Annotated in this window: 13 protein-coding genes; 2 read left to right on the forward strand and 11 right to left on the reverse strand. The window is 71.8% G+C overall.

Annotated elements, in window-relative coordinates; all coding sequences use genetic code 11:
- Positions 1-76: 76 nt before the first annotated feature.
- From ACZ3KP_RS15680 to ACZ3KP_RS15715, 8 genes are all read right to left on the reverse strand, one after another.
- Positions 77-703 (reverse strand): TetR/AcrR family transcriptional regulator, encoded by a 627-nt coding sequence (locus ACZ3KP_RS15680; RefSeq protein WP_467499849.1) that lies wholly within the window; start codon positions 701-703, stop codon positions 77-79.
- Complete coding sequence (locus ACZ3KP_RS15685; RefSeq protein ID WP_467499851.1) at positions 691-1,425, reverse strand: enoyl-CoA hydratase family protein; 735 nt, start codon at positions 1,423-1,425, stop codon at positions 691-693. The genes ACZ3KP_RS15680 and ACZ3KP_RS15685 overlap by 13 nt, the downstream gene beginning before the upstream one ends.
- A complete protein-coding gene (locus tag ACZ3KP_RS15690) occupies positions 1,422-3,017 on the reverse strand; it encodes a 4-coumarate--CoA ligase family protein (RefSeq protein ID WP_467499853.1) in 1,596 nt (531 codons plus the stop codon). Before ACZ3KP_RS15690 ends, ACZ3KP_RS15685 begins: the two co-directional genes overlap by 4 nt.
- 25 nt (positions 3,018-3,042) lie before the next feature.
- Positions 3,043-4,209 (reverse strand): acyl-CoA dehydrogenase family protein, encoded by a 1,167-nt coding sequence (locus tag ACZ3KP_RS15695; RefSeq protein ID WP_467499855.1) that lies wholly within the window; start codon positions 4,207-4,209, stop codon positions 3,043-3,045.
- 81 nt (positions 4,210-4,290) lie between these two features.
- Positions 4,291-6,135: an acetyl/propionyl/methylcrotonyl-CoA carboxylase subunit alpha gene (locus ACZ3KP_RS15700; RefSeq protein WP_467499857.1), complete on the reverse strand. Its 1,845-nt coding sequence runs from the start codon at positions 6,133-6,135 to the stop codon at positions 4,291-4,293.
- 8 nt (positions 6,136-6,143) lie between these two features.
- Positions 6,144-7,742, reverse strand: coding sequence for an acyl-CoA carboxylase subunit beta (locus tag ACZ3KP_RS15705; RefSeq protein WP_467499859.1), 1,599 nt, complete (start codon positions 7,740-7,742; stop codon positions 6,144-6,146).
- Positions 7,739-9,376, reverse strand: a complete 1,638-nt coding sequence (locus tag ACZ3KP_RS15710; RefSeq protein ID WP_467500281.1) for an acyclic terpene utilization AtuA family protein — start codon at positions 9,374-9,376, stop codon at positions 7,739-7,741. Before ACZ3KP_RS15710 ends, ACZ3KP_RS15705 begins: the two co-directional genes overlap by 4 nt.
- 53 nt (positions 9,377-9,429) lie before the next feature.
- Positions 9,430-10,224 (reverse strand): TIGR03084 family metal-binding protein, encoded by a 795-nt coding sequence (locus ACZ3KP_RS15715; RefSeq protein ID WP_467499861.1) that lies wholly within the window; start codon positions 10,222-10,224, stop codon positions 9,430-9,432.
- Between the two features lie 205 nt (positions 10,225-10,429).
- Between ACZ3KP_RS15715 and ACZ3KP_RS15720 the strand changes: the two genes are divergently transcribed.
- Together ACZ3KP_RS15720 and ACZ3KP_RS15725 are read left to right on the forward strand one after the other, a co-directional pair.
- On the forward strand, positions 10,430-11,494 hold the full coding sequence (locus ACZ3KP_RS15720; protein ID WP_467499863.1) for a permease: 1,065 nt from the start codon (positions 10,430-10,432) through the stop codon (positions 11,492-11,494).
- Complete coding sequence (locus ACZ3KP_RS15725) at positions 11,491-12,243, forward strand: TIGR03943 family putative permease subunit (RefSeq protein ID WP_467499865.1); 753 nt, start codon at positions 11,491-11,493, stop codon at positions 12,241-12,243. Before ACZ3KP_RS15720 ends, ACZ3KP_RS15725 begins: the two co-directional genes overlap by 4 nt.
- On the opposite strand, the gene ACZ3KP_RS15730 is transcribed toward ACZ3KP_RS15725, so the two are convergent.
- From ACZ3KP_RS15730 to ACZ3KP_RS15740, 3 genes are all read right to left on the reverse strand, one after another.
- Positions 12,213-13,289: an EamA family transporter gene (locus tag ACZ3KP_RS15730; protein ID WP_467499867.1), complete on the reverse strand. Its 1,077-nt coding sequence runs from the start codon at positions 13,287-13,289 to the stop codon at positions 12,213-12,215. The two genes, ACZ3KP_RS15725 and ACZ3KP_RS15730, sit on opposite strands and share 31 nt — an antisense overlap.
- Before the next feature lie 155 nt (positions 13,290-13,444).
- On the reverse strand, positions 13,445-14,122 hold the full coding sequence (locus ACZ3KP_RS15735; protein WP_467499869.1) for a hypothetical protein: 678 nt from the start codon (positions 14,120-14,122) through the stop codon (positions 13,445-13,447).
- A 2-nt stretch (positions 14,123-14,124) separates the two neighbouring features.
- Entirely contained in the window at positions 14,125-18,918 is a 4,794-nt protein-coding gene (locus tag ACZ3KP_RS15740; protein ID WP_467499871.1) for a ricin-type beta-trefoil lectin domain protein, read from the reverse strand.
- Positions 18,919-19,295: the final 377 nt, after the last annotated feature.

Here is a 19,295-nt window from a genome sequence, read left to right on the forward strand (position 1 = left end):
CGCGCCCGCGCGGCGGTAGCCGGGGATCGAACACAGCCCCGCGCCCCTGAAAAGCGGGCCCTTCGGGCCCTGCTTTTCATCCCAGCGTCTCCTCCAGCAGTGCCGCCCACTGCGTCACCACCCGTTCCCGTCGCGCCCTGTCGTCCGTGAGCAGGTTCGCCAGGCCCAGGCCTCTGGCCATGTCCAGGAGGCCCTGGACCGTCTCCCGGGTGCCGGGGCGGGTCTCGTCGGCGTTCAGGAGGTCGACGGCGATGCGGTGGGTCTCGCGGCCGACGCGGCCTTCGAGTTCGGTGACCCGGGGGCGGAGCTGGTCCTCGTTGGAGGCGGCGACCCAGAGGTGGAGGGCGGCGCGGAAGAGGGGGCCGGTGTAGAGGTCGACGAGGGCCGAGACGACGGCCCTGCGGTCGTCGGCCGCGCCCTGCGGGAACAGGGCGCGCAGGGCCGTGGAGCGTTCCTCGGCGACGTACTCGACGGCCGCGGTGAAGAGGTCCTCGCGGGTCGGGAAGTGGTGCTGGGCGGCGCCCCGGGAGACGCCGGCGCGTTCGGCGACGACGGCGACCGTGGAGCCCGCCCAGCCGTGTTCGGCGAGGCAGGCCACGGCGGCTTCCAGGAGCCGTTGCCGGGTGGCCCGGCTGCGGTCCTGCTTGGGGGCGCGGTCCGGTTGGGGACCGCGTGCGCGTTCCGTCGTACTCACACCACCCATGCCGCGTCCCGTCGTTCGAGGAAGGCCGTCATCCCCTCGCGTGCGTGGTCGGAGGAGAACAGCCGGGCCGAGAGTGCGGTCAGGTGGGCCGCGTCCCGGTCGAATGTCTCCAGCACCCTAGCCGTGAGCAGCTGTTTCGTCTCGGCCAGGGCCTGGGGTGCGGAGTGGCGCAGGCCGTCGAGGACGGGTGCGAGGGCGGTGTCGACGTCGTCGGCCGTGGTGGTGAGCAGGCCGAGGCGGACGGCTTCGGCGGGGGTGAAGCGTTCGCCGGTGAGGTAGTAGCGGGCGAGGGTCCGGGGGTCGGTGCGGGGCAGGAGCGGGAGGGAGATGACGGCGGGGGCGACGCCGATCCGCACCTCGGTGAAGGCGAACGTGGAGTCGGTGGACGCGGCGGCGATGTCGCAGGCGGCGAGCAGGCCGAGGCCGCCCGCGCGGACGTGGCCGGCGACCCGGGCGACGACCGGTTTGGGCAGTTCGACGATCTGGCGGAGCAGGCCGACCAGGGCGTCGGGGTGGGGCGGGTCGCGCAGGTCGGCGCCGGCGCTGAACGTCGTACCGGTGTGGGTGAGGACGATCGCGCGGACGTCGGGGTCCTTCGCGCAGTCGGTGAGGGCCTCGGCGAGTTCGGTGACGAGGGCGGCGGACAGGGCGTTGCGGGTGGCGGTGGCGTCGAGGCTGAGGGTGGTGACGGCGCGGGTGCGGGTCTGTCCGATCGACGTCACGGGCCCTCCTCGGGTTCCCCGGCGGTCTTCGCCAGGTCGCGCAGTTCGCGGCGGAGGATCTTCCCGGAGGCCGCGCGGGGCACCGCGGTGACGAAGGTGACCCTGCGGACGCGTTTGTAGGGTGCGACGCGTTCGGCGACGTACAGCATGGTCTCGTTCTCGGTGAGGGCGGCGGCGGGCTGGCGGACGACGAAGGCGTGCGGTATCTCGTTGCCGTCGTCGTTGTAGGCGCCGATGACGGCGGCGTCGGCGATGCCGGGGTGGGTGAGCAGGAGTGCCTCCAGTTCGGCGGGGGCCACCTGGAACCCCTTGTACTTGATGAGTTCCTTGACCCGGTCGACGACGAACAGCCAGCCGTCGGCGTCCGCGTGGCCGACGTCCCCGGTGTGCAGCCAGCCGTCGGGGTCGATCAGGGCGGCGGTGTCGTCGGGGCGGCCGAGGTAGCCCTTCATCACCTGGGGGCCGCGGATGAGGATCTCGCCGGGTTCCCCGGGGGCGACGTCCTTGTCGGGGTCGTCGAGTGACACGATCCGCATCTCGGTGCTCGCGATGAGCCTGCCGACGGTGCCGGGCGGTGCCTGGTGCATGGCGTCGAGGGGGACGACGTGGGTGCCGGGTGACAGTTCCGTCATGCCGTAGGCCTGTCCGACCGGTGGCAGTCCGAGCCGTCGCGAGCAGGCGGCGGCGAGCTGGGCGTCCAGGGGTGCGGCGGCGCTCATGACGTACTTCAGGGACGACAGGTCGTACTGCTCGACCAGGGGGTGCTTGGCGAGGGCGAGGACGATCGGCGGGGCGACGTACAGGCCGGTGATGCGGTGGTCCTGGATCGCCGCGAGGAAGGTCTCCAGGTCGAAGCGGGGCAGGACGACGACGGTGGCGCCCTTGCGCAGGGGCGCGTTCATGAGCGCGGTGAGGCCGTAGATGTGGAAGAGGGGCAGGACGGCGAGGATGCGGTCGCCGGGGCCCGCCGGGACGGAGGCGTCGAGCTGGGCCAGGTTGGTGGCGATCTGCCGGTGGGTGAGCATCACGCCCTTGGGGACTCCGGTGGTGCCGGAGGAGTACGGCAGCGCGGCGACGTCCTCGACGGGGTCGATGTCGACCCGTGGTTCGGGGGCGGTGGAGCCGAGCATGTCGATGAGCGAGCGGTGTCCGGTCGCGCTGTCGCAGACGAATATCTCCTCGACGCCGCCCGCGAGTTCGGCCGCCCGGCGGGCCGTCTCCAGCAACGGCGAGACGGTGACGATCCAGCGGGCCGCGGAGTCCCCCAGCTGTTTGGCGAACTCCTCCGGGGTGGCGAGGGGGTGCACGGTGGTGACGGCGGCGCCCGCCCGGGTGGCCGCGTAGAACGCGGTGGGGAAGGCGACCGTGTTGGGGCTGTGCAGGGCGAGGACGTCGCCCTTGCGGACACCGGCGTCGGCGAGCGCGGCGGCGATCCGCCGGTGGAACCGGTCCAGTTGTGCGTACGTGAGGGTGGTGCCGTCGGTGCCGTCGATCAGGGCGGGAGCGTCACCGAACTCGGCGGCCCGGCCCAGCACGGCCTCGTGGATGGGGAGTTCTACGGGCGGAACGTCTGCGTACTCGCTGCGGAACACGGTTCCTCCAAGACGGCCTTGAGCGTCAGTACGACTTGGGCAGGCCGAGGGTCTGGTGGGAGACGTAGTTGAGAATCATCTCCCTGCTCACCGGAGCAATACGAGCCACGCGCGCGGCCGTTATCAACGAGGCGAGTCCGAACTCGCGGGTCAGTCCGTTGCCGCCCAGGGTGTGCACGGCCTGGTCGACGGCGCGCACGCAGGCCTCCCCCGCCGCGTACTTCGCCATGTTGGCGGCCTCACCGGCGCCGGCGTCGTCCCCGGCGTCGTACAGGTGCGCCGCTTTCTGCATCATCAGGCGGGCGAGTTCGAGGTCGATGTGCGCCTGCGCGAGAGGATGGGCGATGGCCTGGTGGGCGCCGATGGGGGTCTTCCAGACGGTGCGGTCGCGGGCGTACTCGATCGCCTTGGACAGCGCGTGGCGGCCCATGCCGATCGCGAACGCGGCCGTCATGATCCGCTCCGGGTTGAGTCCGGCGAAGAGCTGGAGGAGGCCGGCGTCCTCGTCGCCGACGAGCGCGTCCGCGGGCAGCCGTACGTCGTCGAGGGTGAGTTCGAACTGCTTCTCGGCGGCGTTGAGTTCCATGTCGATGGGGCGCCTGTGGAAGCCTTCGGCGTCCGTCGGGACGATGAACAGGCAGGGCTTGAGGCGTCCGGTACGGGCGTCCTCGGTGCGGCCGACGATCAGGACGGCGTCCGCCGTGTCGACGCCGGAGATGAAGACCTTGCGGCCGGTGAGCAGCCAGTCGCCGCTCGCCGGGTCGCGGCGGGCGGTGGTGGTGATGCGGTGGGAGTTGGATCCGGCGTCGGGTTCGGTGATGCCGAAGGCCATGAGGAGTGAGCCGTCGGCGAGGCCGGGGAGCCAGGTCCGCTTCTGGTGCTCGGTGCCGAAGCGGGCGATCACCGTGCCGCAGATGGCGGGTGAGACGACGAGCATGAGGAGGGGGGAGCCGGCTGCGCCGAGTTCCTCCAGGACGATGGAGAGTTCGGTGATGCCGCCGCCTCCGCCGCCGTGTTCCTCCGGGAGGTTGACGCCGAGGTAGCCGAGTTTTCCGGCCTCCTGCCAGAGTTCGGTCGGGGGGCGGCCTTCGCTGATCGTGCGGGTGAGGTAGGCGCGGCCGTACTTGGCGCCGAGGGTGGCCACCGCTGCGCGGAGTGCCTTGTGTTCGTCTGTTTCGATCTGGGGGGACACGGTGCTCCTTCGGGTGCGGGTGGTGTGTGGTTGCTCGCGCTCGCGCGGCGGTAGCCGCATATCCGATACAGCCCCGCGCCCCTAAAGGGGCGCTTGTACTACCGCCAGTAGGGAGCCGGGCTGCACCTGTTGGCCCTCGGTCACGTGCAGGGCGTCGAGTGTTCCCGTCGTCGGGGCCGAGATGACGTGCTGCATCTTCATCGCCTCCAGCCAGAGGAGCGGCTGGCCTGCCTCCACCGTCGCTCCCACCTCAAGGCCCTCCGCCACCCGTACGACCGTCCCCGGCATCGGGGCCAGGAGGGACCCCGGCGCCAACTGGGCCTCGGCGTCGGGGAATCGGGGCAGGGCGGTGAGGACGGTGTTGTTGACGTGGATCTGGTCGCCGTACCGGGCCACCTCGAACTTGCGTCGGGCGCCGTCGATGTCGAGTACGACGCGACGCGCGTCGGCGTGCACGACCTGTACGCCGTCCGCCGTGAGGCCCTCGCGGGTGTGCCGGTAGTGGGCCTCGTGCTCCTCACCGGCCATCAGGTAGCGCTTGGTCGCTGGTTGGGAGGGGACGTTGCGCCAGCCGCCGAAGCGGGAGCGGCCGTGGGCGTCCGCCAGGGCGGCGACGAGGGGGGCGTGCGGGTCGGGGGCGGGTGCGGTCAACTCGGTGAGGTGACGGTCGTAGAAGCCGGTGTCCATGCGGGCTTCGGTGAACTCCTGGTGGCGCAGGGAGCGGACGAGGAGGTCGCGGTTGGTGGTGGGGCCGTGGAGGGTGGCCTGTTCCAGGGCGTGGGCCAGTTTGCGCAGGGCCTCCGCGCGGGTGGGGGCGTGCGCGACCGCTTTGGCGAGCATCGGGTCGTAGTGGACACCGATCTCGTCGCCGTCGGTGTAGCCGGTGTCCAGGCGCACGGAGGCGGGGACGGCGAGGCGGTGCAGGGTGCCGGTCTGGGGCGCCCAGTCGTGGGCGGGGTCCTCGGCGTAGAGGCGGGCCTCGATCGCGTGGCCGCGTGCGGGCGGCGGGTCGAGGGGCAGGGCGTGGCCCTCGGCGACGCGGAGCTGTTCCGCCACCAGGTCGATGCCGAACACGGCCTCGGTGACGGGGTGTTCCACCTGGAGGCGGGTGTTCATCTCCAGGAAGTGCGCCTTCCCGTCGGCGACGAGGAACTCGACGGTGCCCGCGCCGACGTACGCGACGGAGCGTACGGCGCGCACGGCCAGCGCGTACAGCTCCTTCACCAGGCCGTCCGGGAGTCCGGGTGCCGGTGCCTCCTCGATGACCTTCTGGTGTCTGCGCTGGAGGGAGCAGTCGCGGGTGCCCAGCGGCCAGACCGTGCCGTGGGTGTCGGCGAGGATCTGCACCTCGACATGGCGGCCGGACTCCAGGTACGGCTCGACGAAGACCTCGCCGTCCCCGAAGGCGCTCGCGGCCTCGGCGCGTGCGCTGTCCAGGGCGGCGCTCAGCTCGTCGAGGCGGCGCACGACGCGCATGCCGCGCCCGCCGCCGCCCGCGGCCGCCTTCACGAGAACCGGCAGGTCGGACGGGGTGACCTCGCCGAGCGGTGGGATGCCCAGCAGTTCCTTGGCGCGGGTCTTGGACGCCATCGCCTCGATCGCCTCGGGCGGCGGGCCGATCCAGGCCAGTCGGGCGTCGAGGACGGCGCGCGCGAAGTCGGCGTTCTCGGAGAGGAAGCCGTACCCGGGGTGCACGGCGTCCGCGCCGGCGGTCACGGCGGCCTTCACCACCAGGTCGGCGCGGAGGTAGGTGTCGGCGGGGGTGGCGCCCGGCAGCCGTACCGCGGTGTCGGCCAGACGGGCGTGCAGGGCGTGTTCGTCGGCGTCGGAGTGCACGGCGACGGTCCTGATGCCGAGTTCGGCGCAGGTGCGGAAGATCCGGCAGGCTATCTCGCCGCGGTTGGCGACCAGCAGGGTCGAAATCACGTGATCCCTCACATCCGGAAGACGCCGAAGCCGCCGCGCGCGCCTTCGTAGGGGGCGGTGTGGATGGCGGACAGGGCGAGGCCGAGGACGGTGCGGGTGTCACGCGGGTCGATGACGCCGTCGTCGTAGAGCCGCCCGGACAGGAACATCGGGAGCGACTCGGACTCGATCTGCTGCTCGACCATGGCGCGCAGGGCCGCGTCGCCCTCCTCGTCGTACGGCAGGCCCTTGGCGGCGGCCGACTGGCGGGCGACGATCGACAGCACCCCGGCGAGCTGCTGCGGGCCCATGACGGCGGACTTGGCGCTGGGCCAGGCGAACAGGAAACGGGGGTCGTAGGCGCGGCCGCACATGCCGTAGTGCCCGGCGCCGTAGGAGGCGCCCATGAGGACGGAGAGGTGCGGGACGCGGCTGTTGCTGACCGCATTGATCATCATGGCGCCGTGCTTGATGATCCCGCCCTGCTCGTACTCCTTGCCGACCATGTAGCCGGTGGTGTTGTGGAGGAAGAGGAGGGGGATGTCGCGCTGGTTGGCGAGCTGGATGAACTGGGCGGCCTTCTGGGACTCCTGGCTGAACAGCACGCCCTGGGCGTTGGCGAGGATGCCGACGGGGTAGCCGTGCAGGCTCGCCCAGCCGGTGGCGAGGCTCGTCCCGTACAGGGGCTTGAACTCGTCGAAGTCGGAGGCGTCGACGAGGCGGGCGATCACCTCGCGCGGGTCGAAGGGGATCCTGAGGTCGCCGGGGACGATGCCAAGGAGTTCCTCCGGGTCGTACTTGGGCGGTTCGGCCGGCCCGGGGTCGGGGTGGGCCTTGCGGTGGTTGAGGCGGGCGACCACCCGTCGGGCCTGGCGCAGCGCGTCCGGTTCGTCCACGGCGAAGTAGTCGGCGAGGCCCGACACGCGCGCGTGCATCTCGGCGCCGCCGAGTGACTCGTCGTCGCTCTCCTCACCGGTCGCCATCTTCACCAGGGGCGGCCCGCCGAGGAAGACCTTGGCGCGCTCCTTGACCATGATCACGTGGTCGGACATGCCGGGGACGTAGGCGCCGCCGGCGGTCGAGTTGCCGAAGACGACGGCGACGGTGGGGATGCCGGCGGCCGAGAGCCGGGTGAGGTCGCGGAAGATCGCGCCGCCCGGGATGAAGATCTCCTTCTGCGAGGGCAGGTCGGCGCCGCCGGACTCGACCAGGCTGATGCAGGGCAGCCGGTTGGCGAGGGCGATGTCGTCGGCGCGCAGGGCCTTCTTCAGCGACCAGGGGTTGCTGGCGCCGCCGCGCACGGTCGGGTCGTTGGCGGTGATCAGGCACTCCACGCCCTCGACCACGCCGATCCCGGTGACGAGTGAGGCGCCGACGGTGTGGTCGCTGCCCCAGGCGGCCAGCGGGGACAGCTCCAGGAACGGCGTGTCGGGGTCGAGGAGCAGTTCGATGCGCTCGCGGGCGAGGAGTTTGCCGCGGGCCCGGTGCCGCGCGACGTACTTCTCGCCGCCGCCCGCGAGGGCCTTGGCGTGCTCGGCCTCCAGGTCGGCGAGCTTGGCGAGCATGGCGTCGCGGTTGGCCCGGAAGTCGGGGGTGTTCGTGTCGAGGGTGGTCTCGATGACCGTCACAACAGGGCCTCCGGGATGTCCAGGTGGCGGGAGCGGAGCCATTCGCCGAGGGCCTTGGCCTGGGGGTCGAAACGGTGCTGGGCGGCCACGCCCTGGCCGAGGATGCCCTCGACGGTGAAGTTGAGGGCGCGCAGGCGGGGCAGGACGTGCCGATCGACCGTCAACTTCGCTGTCTCCGGCAGCAGTCGGCGGAAGGTCTCGACCGTCAGGGTGTGCGCGAGCCAGCGCCAGGCCCCGTCGGAGCGCGCCCAGACGCCGACGTTGGCGTTTCCGCCCTTGTCCCCGCTGCGGGCCCCGGCGACGAGCCCGAGCGGTGCCCGCCGGGTGGGGCCACCGGCCGGGTACGGCTCGGGCAGGGGCGGTTCGGGCGGATCCCGGAGTACGAGGATGTCCTGAGCCGGCGGCACAGGGATCCGTCGCCCGTCGTGGAGGACCGCCACATGGGGCACGTCGCCCTGGGGGACGTACACATCCTCGAAGACCCCGTAGGGTGCGCCCTTTCCCGGCGGGGCGAGCACATGAAAGCCGGGGTAGCTGGCGAGCGCCAGTTCCACCGCGGCTCCGGTCAGCGCCCTTCCGACCGTCTCCTGGTCCCGGTCCCGGACGACGAGTCGGAGCAGTGCGCCGGCCGTCTCCTCGGTGTCCGCGTCGGGGTGGTCCGTACGGGCCAGTTCCCAATGGGTCTGGGCCGGGGGTGACGTGGCGAGTGCGTCGGCCATCTGGTCCTGTACCAGTGCGGCCTTCGCCTCGATGTCGAGGCCGGTGAGCACGAAGACGACCTCGTTGCGGAAGCCGCCGAGCCGGTTGCGGCCGACCTTGAGGGTGGGGGGCGGTGCCTCACCGCGGACGCCCTCGATCCGCACCCGGTCGGGGCCGTCCTGGATCAGCCGCACGGTGTCGAGGCGGGCGGTGACGTCGGGGCCGGCGTACCGGGCGCCGCCGGTCTCGTACAGGAGCTGGGCGGTCACCGTGCCCACGTCGACGAGACCGCCGGTGCCGGGGTGCTTGGTGATGACGCAGCTGCCGTCCTCGTGGAGTTCGGCGAGCGGGAAGCCGGGGCGTCGCAGGTCCCGGCCCGCGGCCGTCGCCTCGGCGAAGAACGCGTAGTTGCCGCCGGTGGCCTGCGTCCCGCACTCCAGCACGTGCCCGGCGACGACGGCGCCCGCGAGCCGGTCGTAGTCGTCCGCTCGCCAGCCGAAGTGGGCGGCGGCGGGGCCGGTGACCAGGGCCGCGTCGGTCACCCGGCCGGTGACCACGATGTCCGCGCCGGCCCGCAGGCACTCGGCGATCCCGAAGCCGCCGAGGTAGGCGTGGGCGGCGAGGCTGCCGGGGTGGGCGGCGGTGAGGTCGTCGCCCTCCACATGGGCGACCCGCACACCGATACCGAGCCGGGCGGCCAGTTCCCGTACCGCGTCGGCGAGTCCGGCGGGGTTGAGGCCGCCCGCGTTCGTGACGATCCGCACGCCCCGCTCCTGGGCCAGGCCGAGGCAGTCCTCCAGCTGGCGCAGGAAGGTGCGGGCGTATCCGGCGCCGGGATCCTTGAGCCGGTCCCGGCCCAGGATGAGCATGGTCAGCTCGGCGAGGTAGTCACCGGTGAGGACGTCGAGTTCACCGCCGGTGAGCATCTCGCGCATGGCGTCGAAACGGTCGCCGTAGAAGCCGGAGGCGTTGCCTATGCGCAGGAGGGTCACGCGGAGCCGCCCTTCGGGGTGCGGCCGGGTCCCGGCGGGCCCGCGAAGGCCTGGGCGATGTCCAGCCAGCGGTCGGCGTCGGAGCCGACGGTCTCGAGGGCGAGGTCGGCGCGGTGGGCGCGCTGGGTGACCAGGAGGCAGAAGTCGAGGGCGGGGCCGCTGACCCGGTCGTCGGCGTCCTCGGGGCCGTACGTCCACAGGTCGCCCGACGGAGCGGTCAGTTCGACGCGGAACTCCTCGAACGGCACGGGCAGTCCGTGCACGCCGAAGGCGAAGTCGCGGGTGCGCACACCGAGCCGGGCGATGTGCCGGAGGCGGTCGGTGGGGGCGCGGGTCACGCCCAGCGCGTCCGCGATGTCCAGGCCGTGCGCCCAGGTCTCCATGAGGCGGGCGGTGGCCATCGAGGCGACCGACATAGGGGGGCCGTACCAGGGGAAGCGGGCGCCTGCGGGTGCCGTGCGCAGTGCCTGGTCGAGGGCCTCCCGCCCGGCTCGCCAGTCCGCCAGCAACCGGGCGGGGGGCTTGGCGGCACCCTCCTCCGCCCCGTTGTCCACGAAGTCCCCGGGCGCGGTCAGCGCTTTCTCGACCTCGTGGGCGAAGGCGTCCTGGTCGGTCACGGCCAGCAGCGAGGAGTGGTCGGTCCAGGCGAGGTGGGCGATCTGGTGGGCGACGGTCCAGCGGGGCGCGGGGGTGGGCAGGGCCCACTGCTCGGTTCCCGACCCGGCCACCAGCCGGTCGAGTTCCTCGCTCTCCACACGCAGGTCGTCGATGACGGGCGTCGGATCGGACATGGGGAGGAGCATGGCAGCGGCCCCTAAAACAATCAAGCGTGCTTGCATTAATTCCGCCGACGGACTTGGTGACAGACGGCCCTTGGCGACCTCCGGGGTGATCCTGGGCCATTCCTTGGGGCGGTCCGGCGGGGCGAGGGCGGCCCCATGCCCTATGTTCGATGCGAACATCCGGCGATGGAGTGATGTGCGAGGCGTTCGGGGCGTGCGGAGGACTGATGAACTCGCCGTGGGGGCGGAGGCGACGGCCGTCGCGGCACCCTCCGCGAGCGGTGGCCCGGTGGACACGGCGGCCGGGGGCCCGCCCCCGCGGGAACTCCCCCGCTTCTGGCTCCTGGTCTTGGTGGCCGCCGCCGTCCTGCCCGGCACCGCCCTCTTCCTCGTCGGTCAGGGCGTCAGCAAGGCCGCGTTGCAGGCCTGGCAGACGGTGTGTCTCGCCGTGATCGTGCAGGCGACGCCGTTCCTGCTGCTCGGTACGGCACTGTCGGGGGCGATCAACGCGTTCGTGCCGGAGCGGGTGTTCACGCGGCTGCTGCCCGAGCGGCCCGCGCTGGCCGTGCCGGTCGCCGGAATCGCGGGCGTGGTGCTGCCGGGCTGCGAGTGCGCGTCGGTGCCGGTGGCCGGCAGCCTGATCGGGCGTGGCGTCACCCCGGCCGCCGCGTTCGCGTTCCTGCTCTCGGCGCCCGCCATCAACCCGGTCGTGCTGACCGCCACCGCCATCGCCTTCCCCGGCACCCCCCTGATGGTGCTGGCCCGGCTGGTCGCCTCGCTGGTGACCGCGGCCGTGATGGGCTGGCTGTGGCTGTGGCTGGGCCGGGAGGAGTGGCTGCGGCCCGCCGTTCGGCACACCGGGCACCAGCCGGGACGCCACCGGTGGACTGAGTTCCGGCGCGCCTTCCAGCACGACTTCCTGCAGGCCGGCGGGTTCCTGGTGGTCGGCGCCATGGCCGCGGCCACGTTCAACGTGGCGGTGCCGCGCCCGGTGCTCGACACCTTCTCCGGTTCGCCGTGGCTGTCGGTGCTGTTCCTGGCCGCGCTGGCGGTCATCCTCGCGGTGTGCTCGGAGGCGGACGCGTTCGTGGCGTCGTCGCTCACGGGCTTCTCGCCCACCGCCCGGCTGACGTTCATGGTGGTCGGCCCCATGGTCGACCTGAAGTTGATCGCCTTGCAGGCGGGCACGTTCGGCCGGGCCTTCGCGGCCCGGTTCTCGGCCGCCACGACGGTCGTCGCGGTGCTGTGCGCCACCCTGGTCGGAGGGATGCTGCTGTGAGACGTCCGCTCCAGGTGATCCTGCTGGTCCTCAGCGGCCTGGGTCTGCTGCAGTCCGCCCTCTTCACCGACATGTGCCTGCGGTACGTCAAGCCGGGGATGCGGCCGTTGCTGATCGCGTCCGGTTTCGTACTGCTGGTGCTGGGCGTCGCGGAGGCGGTGGCACGGGAGGGACGCACGGCGCACGGCGGCCATGACGCACAGGAGGGCCACGACCCGCACCACGGTCACGACCACGCGGCCGTCCCCCGGGTCGCCTGGCTGCTTCTGCTGCCCGCGCTCAGCCTGCTCTTCTACGCCCCGCCGGCGCTCGGCGCCTACACCGCCTCCCGGCAGCCCGCGAAGGTCGTCGCGGAGCAGGACAGCTTCGACCCGCTGCCGAGGACCTCGCCCCTGCCCATCACGCTCACGGACTTCACCACCCGGGTGCAGCAGGACCGGTCACTGGCCATCAAGGCGCGGACGGTGGAGATGAGCGGGCTGGTCACGCCCGCCGCCTCGGGCGGGAGCTGGTACCTGACGCGGATCATCATCTCCTGCTGTGCGGCCGACGCGCAGTCCGTGAAGGTACGGATCTACAGCAACGGCATGCCGCCCGCCAACACCTGGGTGTCGGTCACGGGCAACTGGCATCCCGGCGGGAAGCTGGGCACGAAGTCCGCGCCGGTCGCGCTGGACGCGCAGACGGTGAAGAAGATCCAGCGCCCCGCGAACGGCTATCAGGACGCGCTGCCGTTCCCCTCCGCCTGAGAACCCACCACCGGCTCGGGTCGCACCCCGGCGACCTGCTCCGGCTGGGCGCCGATCACCGGCACCGCCTCCGCCCGCGGACCGCCGGCCGGTCGGCGTCGACCGCGGCCGCGGCCCACCTGGCTGCGGACCGCGCCGATGCTCGCCGCGATGACGAGGGCGATGGCGGCCGCTTCGGTGGCGGTGAGGGCCTGGTCGAGGACGAGGAAGCCGGCCGTGGCGGCGAGCGCCGGTTCCAGGCTCATGAGGACGGCGAAGGTGTGGGCGGGCAGGCGCCGCAGGGCGAGGAGTTCGAGGGTGTAGGGCAGCACGGAGGAGAGGATCGCGACCGACGAGCCGAGGGCGAGGGTGGTCGGGTTCAGCAGCCTGGTTCCGGCGGAGGCGATGCCCAGCGGGAGGAACAGCAGGGCCGCGACCGCCATGGCCAGGGCGAGGCCGTCGGCCTGGGGGAAGCGGCGGCCGGTGCGGGCGCTGAAGACGATGTACGTGGCCCACATGGCGCCCGCGCCCAGGGCGAAGGCGACGCCCACGGGGTCGAGGTCTCCGAAGCCCCCGCCGCCGAGGAGGAAGACCCCGCCCAGCGCGAGGCCCGCCCAGAGCACGTTGATGAGGCGCCGGGAGGCCAGGACGGAGAGGGCCAGCGGGCCGAGGACCTCCAGGGTGACGGCGGTGCCCAGCGGGATGCGGTCGACGGCCTCGTAGAACAGGCCGTTCATCGCGCCCATGGTGATGCCGAAGACGACGACCGTGCCCCAGTCGGCGCGGGAGTGGCCGCGCAGCCGGGGCCGGCAGACGACGAGCAGGACCACGGCGGCGGCGAGGAGCCGCAGGGTGACCACGCCGAGCGCGCCCGCCCTGGGCATCAGGGTCACCGCGAGAGCACCGCCGAACTGCACGGAGATCCCCCCGGCCAGCACCAGACCGACGGGACCGAGCGAGCCCAGCCGACCAGGGGTGCCCGCGGCGGCGGACGGGGGCGCGGGGGTGGGCGTCGGCTGCGGGGTGCTGGGGGTGCTCACGGGCGTTCCAGGGGACTCGTCGTTCATTGCGATGCACTTTTCAGTCCAGGGTAATGGACTTGGACAGGCGCGTGAACTCTTTATGGGGCTGTCCTGGATGCTGAGATGCCGGCCATGTCAAGCGCCGGGCCCCGGTACGGCTGGTTGCCATACCGGGGCCCTGTCCTTGCCGCGGGCCGTACCTACGGCACGACCGGGACGACGTGGAGGTAGCCTTCGTCGACCAGTTCCAGGTAGCCGAACCCCTCGCCGACCGCGAGGAGCGTCTGGTGCTCATGCGGGCCGACGGGTAGGGCCAAGGCCTTCAGCACCCGCAGGAAGAGCCGGAAACCCAGGTCCCCGTCGACGCTCTGGACCACCTCGGTCAGAGCGGGCACCAAGCCGAGGAGCTTGGGAGGCCAGGCCCGGTTCTCCGTCGCGGCCGCCAGCCGGGGCGCCACCCCCTGGATGATTTCCAGGACCGCCGCGCGCAGACCCGGATCAGGCGCCGACACCGGCGGAGACGGGACGAAACCCGGGTTCGCCAGCCTCTCGGCATCCAGCCACGCCGCCTCGATGTCGGCCAGCCAGTCCCGGATGCTCTCCTCGTCCCACCGGGGATCGAAGGCGGTGTCCGTGCCTTCAGCCCACACGGTGCGCAGCACGGTGTCGTCGAGAGGCGACTCCAGCAGCAGTCGTACGTCCCGGCCGAGCAGGGTACGGCTCGGCGCGGGAACGTCGGTCATCGAACGCGCAGCGATCATCAGCAGAGCCGGCCTGGGGCCGCGCTCGACAAGGCAGTCCAGTTCCGCCACGGTCATGGTCTGCTCAAGGCCGTCGCACTGCATGGACAGCCAGGAGAGTCCGAACTCCGCCGTCATGATCATCCCTCCGGATAGGCGGTGAAGACGACCCACTTCTCGTAGTGGCGCGGGGTCTTACCAATGTATTTGAGGGTGACGACCACCTTGGTCCCGGCGGCCTTGCCCTCGAGATCACCGCCACGTACCCAGACCTTGCCCAGCGAGGAGCCCATGTCCCGGACGTCCCAGGTGAACGTCTTCGGCTCCAGCAGGCTTCCCGCCTTCATAAGACCCGCCTGCCTGGTCTGCCAGTTCTTTAGCTGAACGGCGTTCTTCGTCGTCCAGGCGGTGACGGCCTTGTTAACCGCTTTGGCAGCCGTCGCCTTGTCGGTCCACCGAGTGGCGACACCATTCTTCTCGGCATTCGCCTTGGCCAGCATCGCCTGGTCCGACGGGTCGACGTGGTCCGCGATGGTGTGTGCACCCCCTAGCCCCTCGTCCCCGATGATGTCGGTGCAGTTGTGGACGAGGACGTCCCGAGACCGGGATCCGTCGGCACGGACGTAGAAGGTGTGCGTGCCTTGGACGGTGAGGTCGTACACCTCGCGAGGCGCCAGGACGCCGTGCTCGCGCAAGGCGGTCACCGGGCTGAGCGAACCGTCGGGTGCCCGGAGCAGATCCCCGACGCGCAGGTCCGACACTGCCGTCCAACCACGGCCGTCGACGTAGAAGCGGTGGCCTGTCGTGCTGGTGACCAGCGCGCCGCCGACGGTGACGTCGGTGAGTGCGGAGGTGTTGTGCCGGTGGGTGGAGATCACCGGTTCGGTGACGGTCCGGCCGGTGACCGGATCCGTGGTGCGGAGGAGGTCGCCGGTGCGGACCGCGCGGATGCTCTTGACGGAACCGTCGGCCAGCAGCACGCCCGTGCTCGCCGTGAAGCTGTCCTTGGTGCAGACCGAGATGACGTCTTCGAGTTCGTCGACGGCGTCCTCGATATGCTTCAGCGTCGAGGGGTCGAGGCCGTCGATGGTCTTCAGGGCATCGAGCGCGTCGCGGATGCCGGTGCCGGCCTCCATCGCCGCGTCGAGTGCCCGGAACCCCTCGGCGATCTTCTCGAGAGTCTTGCCGGGGATGAAGTTGGAGGCGGCCCAAGCGCAGCCGCTGGCACTTCCGTGCCAGCAGTCCACGAAGTCCTGGACCAGGATCTCCTTGCCGACGGTCTGGTAGGTGTGCAGGAGGCCCTTGAGGATGTCGAGCTGGGTGAAGGTCTTGGTGTCGTCCTTTGTCAGGCCCTTGAGCTGCTCGGTCTTGAGGAACAGAGTGTCCTCGTCGGGGCAGCCGGCCGCGGTCGCGGGTACGTCGGGGTTGACGCACAGGTAGAAGTCGACCGACACGTCGAACGTGTAGGTGAAGGTCACCGTGCAACTGGTGCCGAAGCCCGGTGGGATCTCACAGGGCTTGTCCTGCTTGACGTCCGTGACGTTGAGGGTGCCCTTGTCGATGACATAGAAGGTGCCGCCGATACCCGTTCCGGCACCGGAGCCGACTTGCTGGTTGGCCTGCGCGTTGGCTGCCTCCGTGGCCGCCTGCTGGGCGGATTCGGCGTACTTCTGGGCGTCCTTGGCGGCTTCTTCGGCCGCGGTGGCCTGGGCGTCGGCGTCCTTGGCGGCGGCCCGGGCGTCTGCGGCGGCCTGTTCCGCCTGGCTGGCGGCATCCCGGGCGGCCTGGGCGTCGAGGGCGGCGGCGTCTGCGGAGTCGCGGGCCTGCGTGGCGTAGCCGTCGGCGCGGCCTGCGGCGTCGTCGGCGGCCTTGGCGTCGGCGGTGGCCTGCTTGTCATAGTCGGTGGTGCGGGCGAGGGACTGGGCGGCCTGGGAGGCGTACCCGGCGGCTTCGGCGGAGTAGTCCAGGGCCTGCTTCGCAGAGGCGCGGGCGTCGGCGGCGTAGCCTGCGGCCTCGGCGGCAAGGGTGTACGCGGCCTTGGCGTCGCCGGTGGCCGCGTTGGCGGTGCTCTGTGCCTGTGCTGCGGCCTCCTGGGCGTTCTGGGCGTGGGCCTCGGCGACGGCCTGCTGCTGCTCGGCGATCGTCTTGGTGGACTGCCCGGTCAGGACGGCGAGGCCGGCGGCGGAGTCGGTGGTGACATAGGGGGCGCCGAGTTGGACGGCGTCGTTGGCGGGGGCGGCCACCTGGCGGGCGGCGTTGCCGGCGTCGACGGCGGCCTGGGCGGCGGCGTAGGCGTGTCCGGAGGCGACGTTGGCGCCGGCGATCGCGGTCTGGGCGGCCGTGCTGGCCGCGTCGGCCTGTGACTTGGCGTCGGCGGCGTGCGCCTCCGCCTCGTCGGCGAGTTTCACCGCTGCGCTCGCGGCGGTGGCGGCTGTCTTGGACGCGGCGATCGCGTCGGCGGCGGCGCTGGTCGCGGTGGCGACGGCGGCGTCCGCGTCCTCCTTGGCGGACCGGGCGGCGTCGGCGTCGGCGTGGGCCCGCTTGGCCGCGGCCTCCGCACGGGTGGCGGCGGCGTCGGCGTCGGCCGCGGCCTGGGAGGCCGCGTCCGCCTCCGAGCGCGCCGAGTCGGCGGCGCTCTCCGCGTCGTCGGCCGCGGCGTTCGCGGCATCCGCGGCCTGCCGGGACGACTGGGCCTGATCGTCGGACTCGTGTGCCTCGGCGAAGGACTCCTTGGCGTACGACTTCGCGCGGGCGGCGTCCGCCTTCTGCTTGGCGTCCCAGGCCTTGTCGCGCAGATCCTTCGCGTTGTCCGAGGCGGTCTCCGCGGCCTGCCGCTTCGCGGTGGCGGTGGCGTCGGCCGCCTCGGCCTTGTCCTTGGCGTCCTCCGCCTGGCTCGCGTAGCCCTGTGCCTTGGTCTTGTGGTCGGCGGCCTCCGCCTGCTTCTGGGCGGCGGTCTCCTTCTCCGCCTTCGCGGTGGCCTCCTCGGCCTCCGCGTCCATTCGGCGGGCGTGCGCGGTGGCCGCGGCGGCCTTCGCGTCCGCCTCCGCCTGGGTGGCCACGGCCAGCTTGGCCTTGGCGGTGTCCCGGGCGGCCTTGGCGTTTCCGGCCTGCACCGCGGCGGCGTCGGCGGCGGCCTTCGCCTGCTCCTTCGCCGCCTCGGCGGCCGCGTTGCGGAACGCCGCCGTCGAGGCCGCGCCCTGGGTCACGGCGCGGGCGGCGATGGTCGCGCTGTCCGCCGCGGACGCCTTGGTCGCCGAGAGCGCGGTCTGGGCAGCGGCCTGCATCGCGTTGATCGCGGCTGACGACGCCTTGGTCACCTGCGCCTTCTGCAGACCGACCAGCAGACCCCTGCCGCGAGGTGCGCCCGCCTGGTCGGCGATCGCGTAGGCGGCGTTGAGGGAGGTGTCGGTGCTGGTGACGGCGGAAGTGGCGGTCTGCGCCTGCTTCTGGATCAGCGTCAGCTGGGTCTGCGCGGCGGACTGGGCGGCGGCGATGCCCTTGGTCGCCTGGAGGAACTGGGCCGTGGTCGGGTAGTCGAGGTCGTCGGTGCCGTTGTGCCCGGCAGAGACGATGTCCAGCTTCTGGTAGGCGCTGCCGGAGCAGGTCGCCAGGGTGGCGTCCTGGCTGTTGGTGTAGGACGCGAGGTTCAGGCACTTGCCGTTGCCGAGGTTCGTCAGCGGCGTGGTGGCGTGCGGGTTGTACTTCCACCGGTTGGCACTGGTACTGGTGACGTCGCAGGCCCCCTGTACCATCGCCGTGCCGTCCGCGCTCGCGGAGGCCTTCGGCACCAGACACTTGCCGGAGTTGACGTTGACCAGCGTGTCACCGGATATCCGCCACTGCTGGTTCACGTTGCCGTTGCAGGTGTAGATCTGCACGATCGCGGCGTTGGCGGTCGAATTCCCACCGACCTCAAGACACTTGTCGGAGGACCCGTGGACGTGGATGGCCATCGGGCTGTCCCCGATCCAGCCGGCGCCCCCGGCGGACCAGTAGTCCTGCCAACGGGCCAGGTGGTCGGCGATCCAGGACTGGCCGAGCATCTCACCGAGCGCCTGCGCGGTCGTGGTGAGCGCCTTGGTGGCGGTGGTATTGGCGTCGATGATCTGGTTGCGCTGGGTGGCCTGGGCGGCCAGTTCCTGCTGCCACTCCGCGGACGCGGTGGCGACCTCCTGCCCCAGGACCTTGTTCGGGTCGATCGGGTTGCGCCAGGCGCAGGCCGCGAACCGGGACTTCAGGTCCTCGACGGCGATCCGGAACTCCAGGCTGCCGGGTTCGGCGGCGGAACGCGGGAACCCGCCGGAGGACAGGAACATCCGGGCGTCGTCGGCACCGGTCCCGTTGTAGTCGCTGATCAGTTTCCCGAACGCCTCGTACTCGGCGTAGGCCTGCTGCCACTGCTGCGTGGGCAGCGATGGATCGACGCTCCCGTACAGAGGTGTACCCAGATCCTTCACCGCCTGGACGGTGGCGTCGTCGGCCTGCGCGGTGGGGTCCTTGTAGAGGTCGCCCTCGGTCTTCCACCACTGCTGGCCGAGCCACTTCCCGTAGCCCACCTGGTTGAAGAAGTCGTCGCCCGCACCGGACACGCCCGGCGGCCAGTAGAACTCGGCGTCGGTGGCGAAGTTGTCGGGGAAGGAAAGACCTTTGAGCGGTGTCTGCCAGGCCGCGAGCCGGGTGGTCAGCACATCGCTCGCCGCGCGGATGGTGTCCCGGTCCTGCTGGAACGCGGTCGACAGCGGTGTGTCGTTCCAGTACTCACGGTCGGCGGCGGTGTGCAGCTGGTCGGCGGTCTGGTTCAGCGCGTTCTGCGCCAGCGGCACCGTGGAGGTGCCGCCGATCCGCAGTGCGTCGGCCATCAGGCACTGGTCTTGGCGCAGTTGCTCGGCCGCCGCGGCGTCGAAGCCGTCGTAGCTGTCCGCCACGTTGGTCATGGCGGGCCCTGTCGGTGCGGGGCTGCCACCCAGCAGTCCCCCGAGAACTGCGCTGATGACGCCCAGCGGAACGAGAGAGTCGTTGACGCGGCGGCGGCGCGCGAGCCGACCACCGGGTGAGGCACCCGAAGCCGACTTCGGCTCGGCTGCCGGAGAGCGATGAAAGGGTTTGTACGGACGTCTGAATCGCAAGGAAGTGCCCTTCTCCATGACGGAGGCGGACAAGAGGCCCGATCGGGCGCGCGGCACGAGATCAACACGTGTCACGCAAGACGAATCCCCCAGCTGCGGCAACAAGCCCCCCGTCGCCCACTTGGCAACCCAGGAGGGCTCTGCCGCAGCCGAACCCGAAACCAAGGTTCTGATCATGGTCACGA

It is taken from the genome of Streptomyces sp. NPDC020958, from assembly GCF_055562175.1.

Excerpts from the sequence above, each read along its gene's own strand:
- ACZ3KP_RS15680 (WP_467499849.1), bottom strand. The coding sequence starts at position 703 with ATGGGTGGTGTGAGTACGACGGAACGCGCACGCGGTCCCCAACCGGAC.
- ACZ3KP_RS15710 (WP_467500281.1), bottom strand. The coding sequence starts at position 9,376 with ATGCGCGAGATGCTCACCGGCGGTGAACTCGACGTCCTCACCGGTGAC.
- ACZ3KP_RS15715 (WP_467499861.1), bottom strand. The coding sequence starts at position 10,224 with ATGTCCGATCCGACGCCCGTCATCGACGACCTGCGTGTGGAGAGCGAG.
- ACZ3KP_RS15730 (WP_467499867.1), bottom strand. The coding sequence starts at position 13,289 with ATGAACGACGAGTCCCCTGGAACGCCCGTGAGCACCCCCAGCACCCCG.
- ACZ3KP_RS15735 (WP_467499869.1), bottom strand. The coding sequence starts at position 14,122 with ATGACGGCGGAGTTCGGACTCTCCTGGCTGTCCATGCAGTGCGACGGC.
- ACZ3KP_RS15740 (WP_467499871.1), bottom strand. The coding sequence starts at position 18,918 with ATGACCAACGTGGCGGACAGCTACGACGGCTTCGACGCCGCGGCGGCC.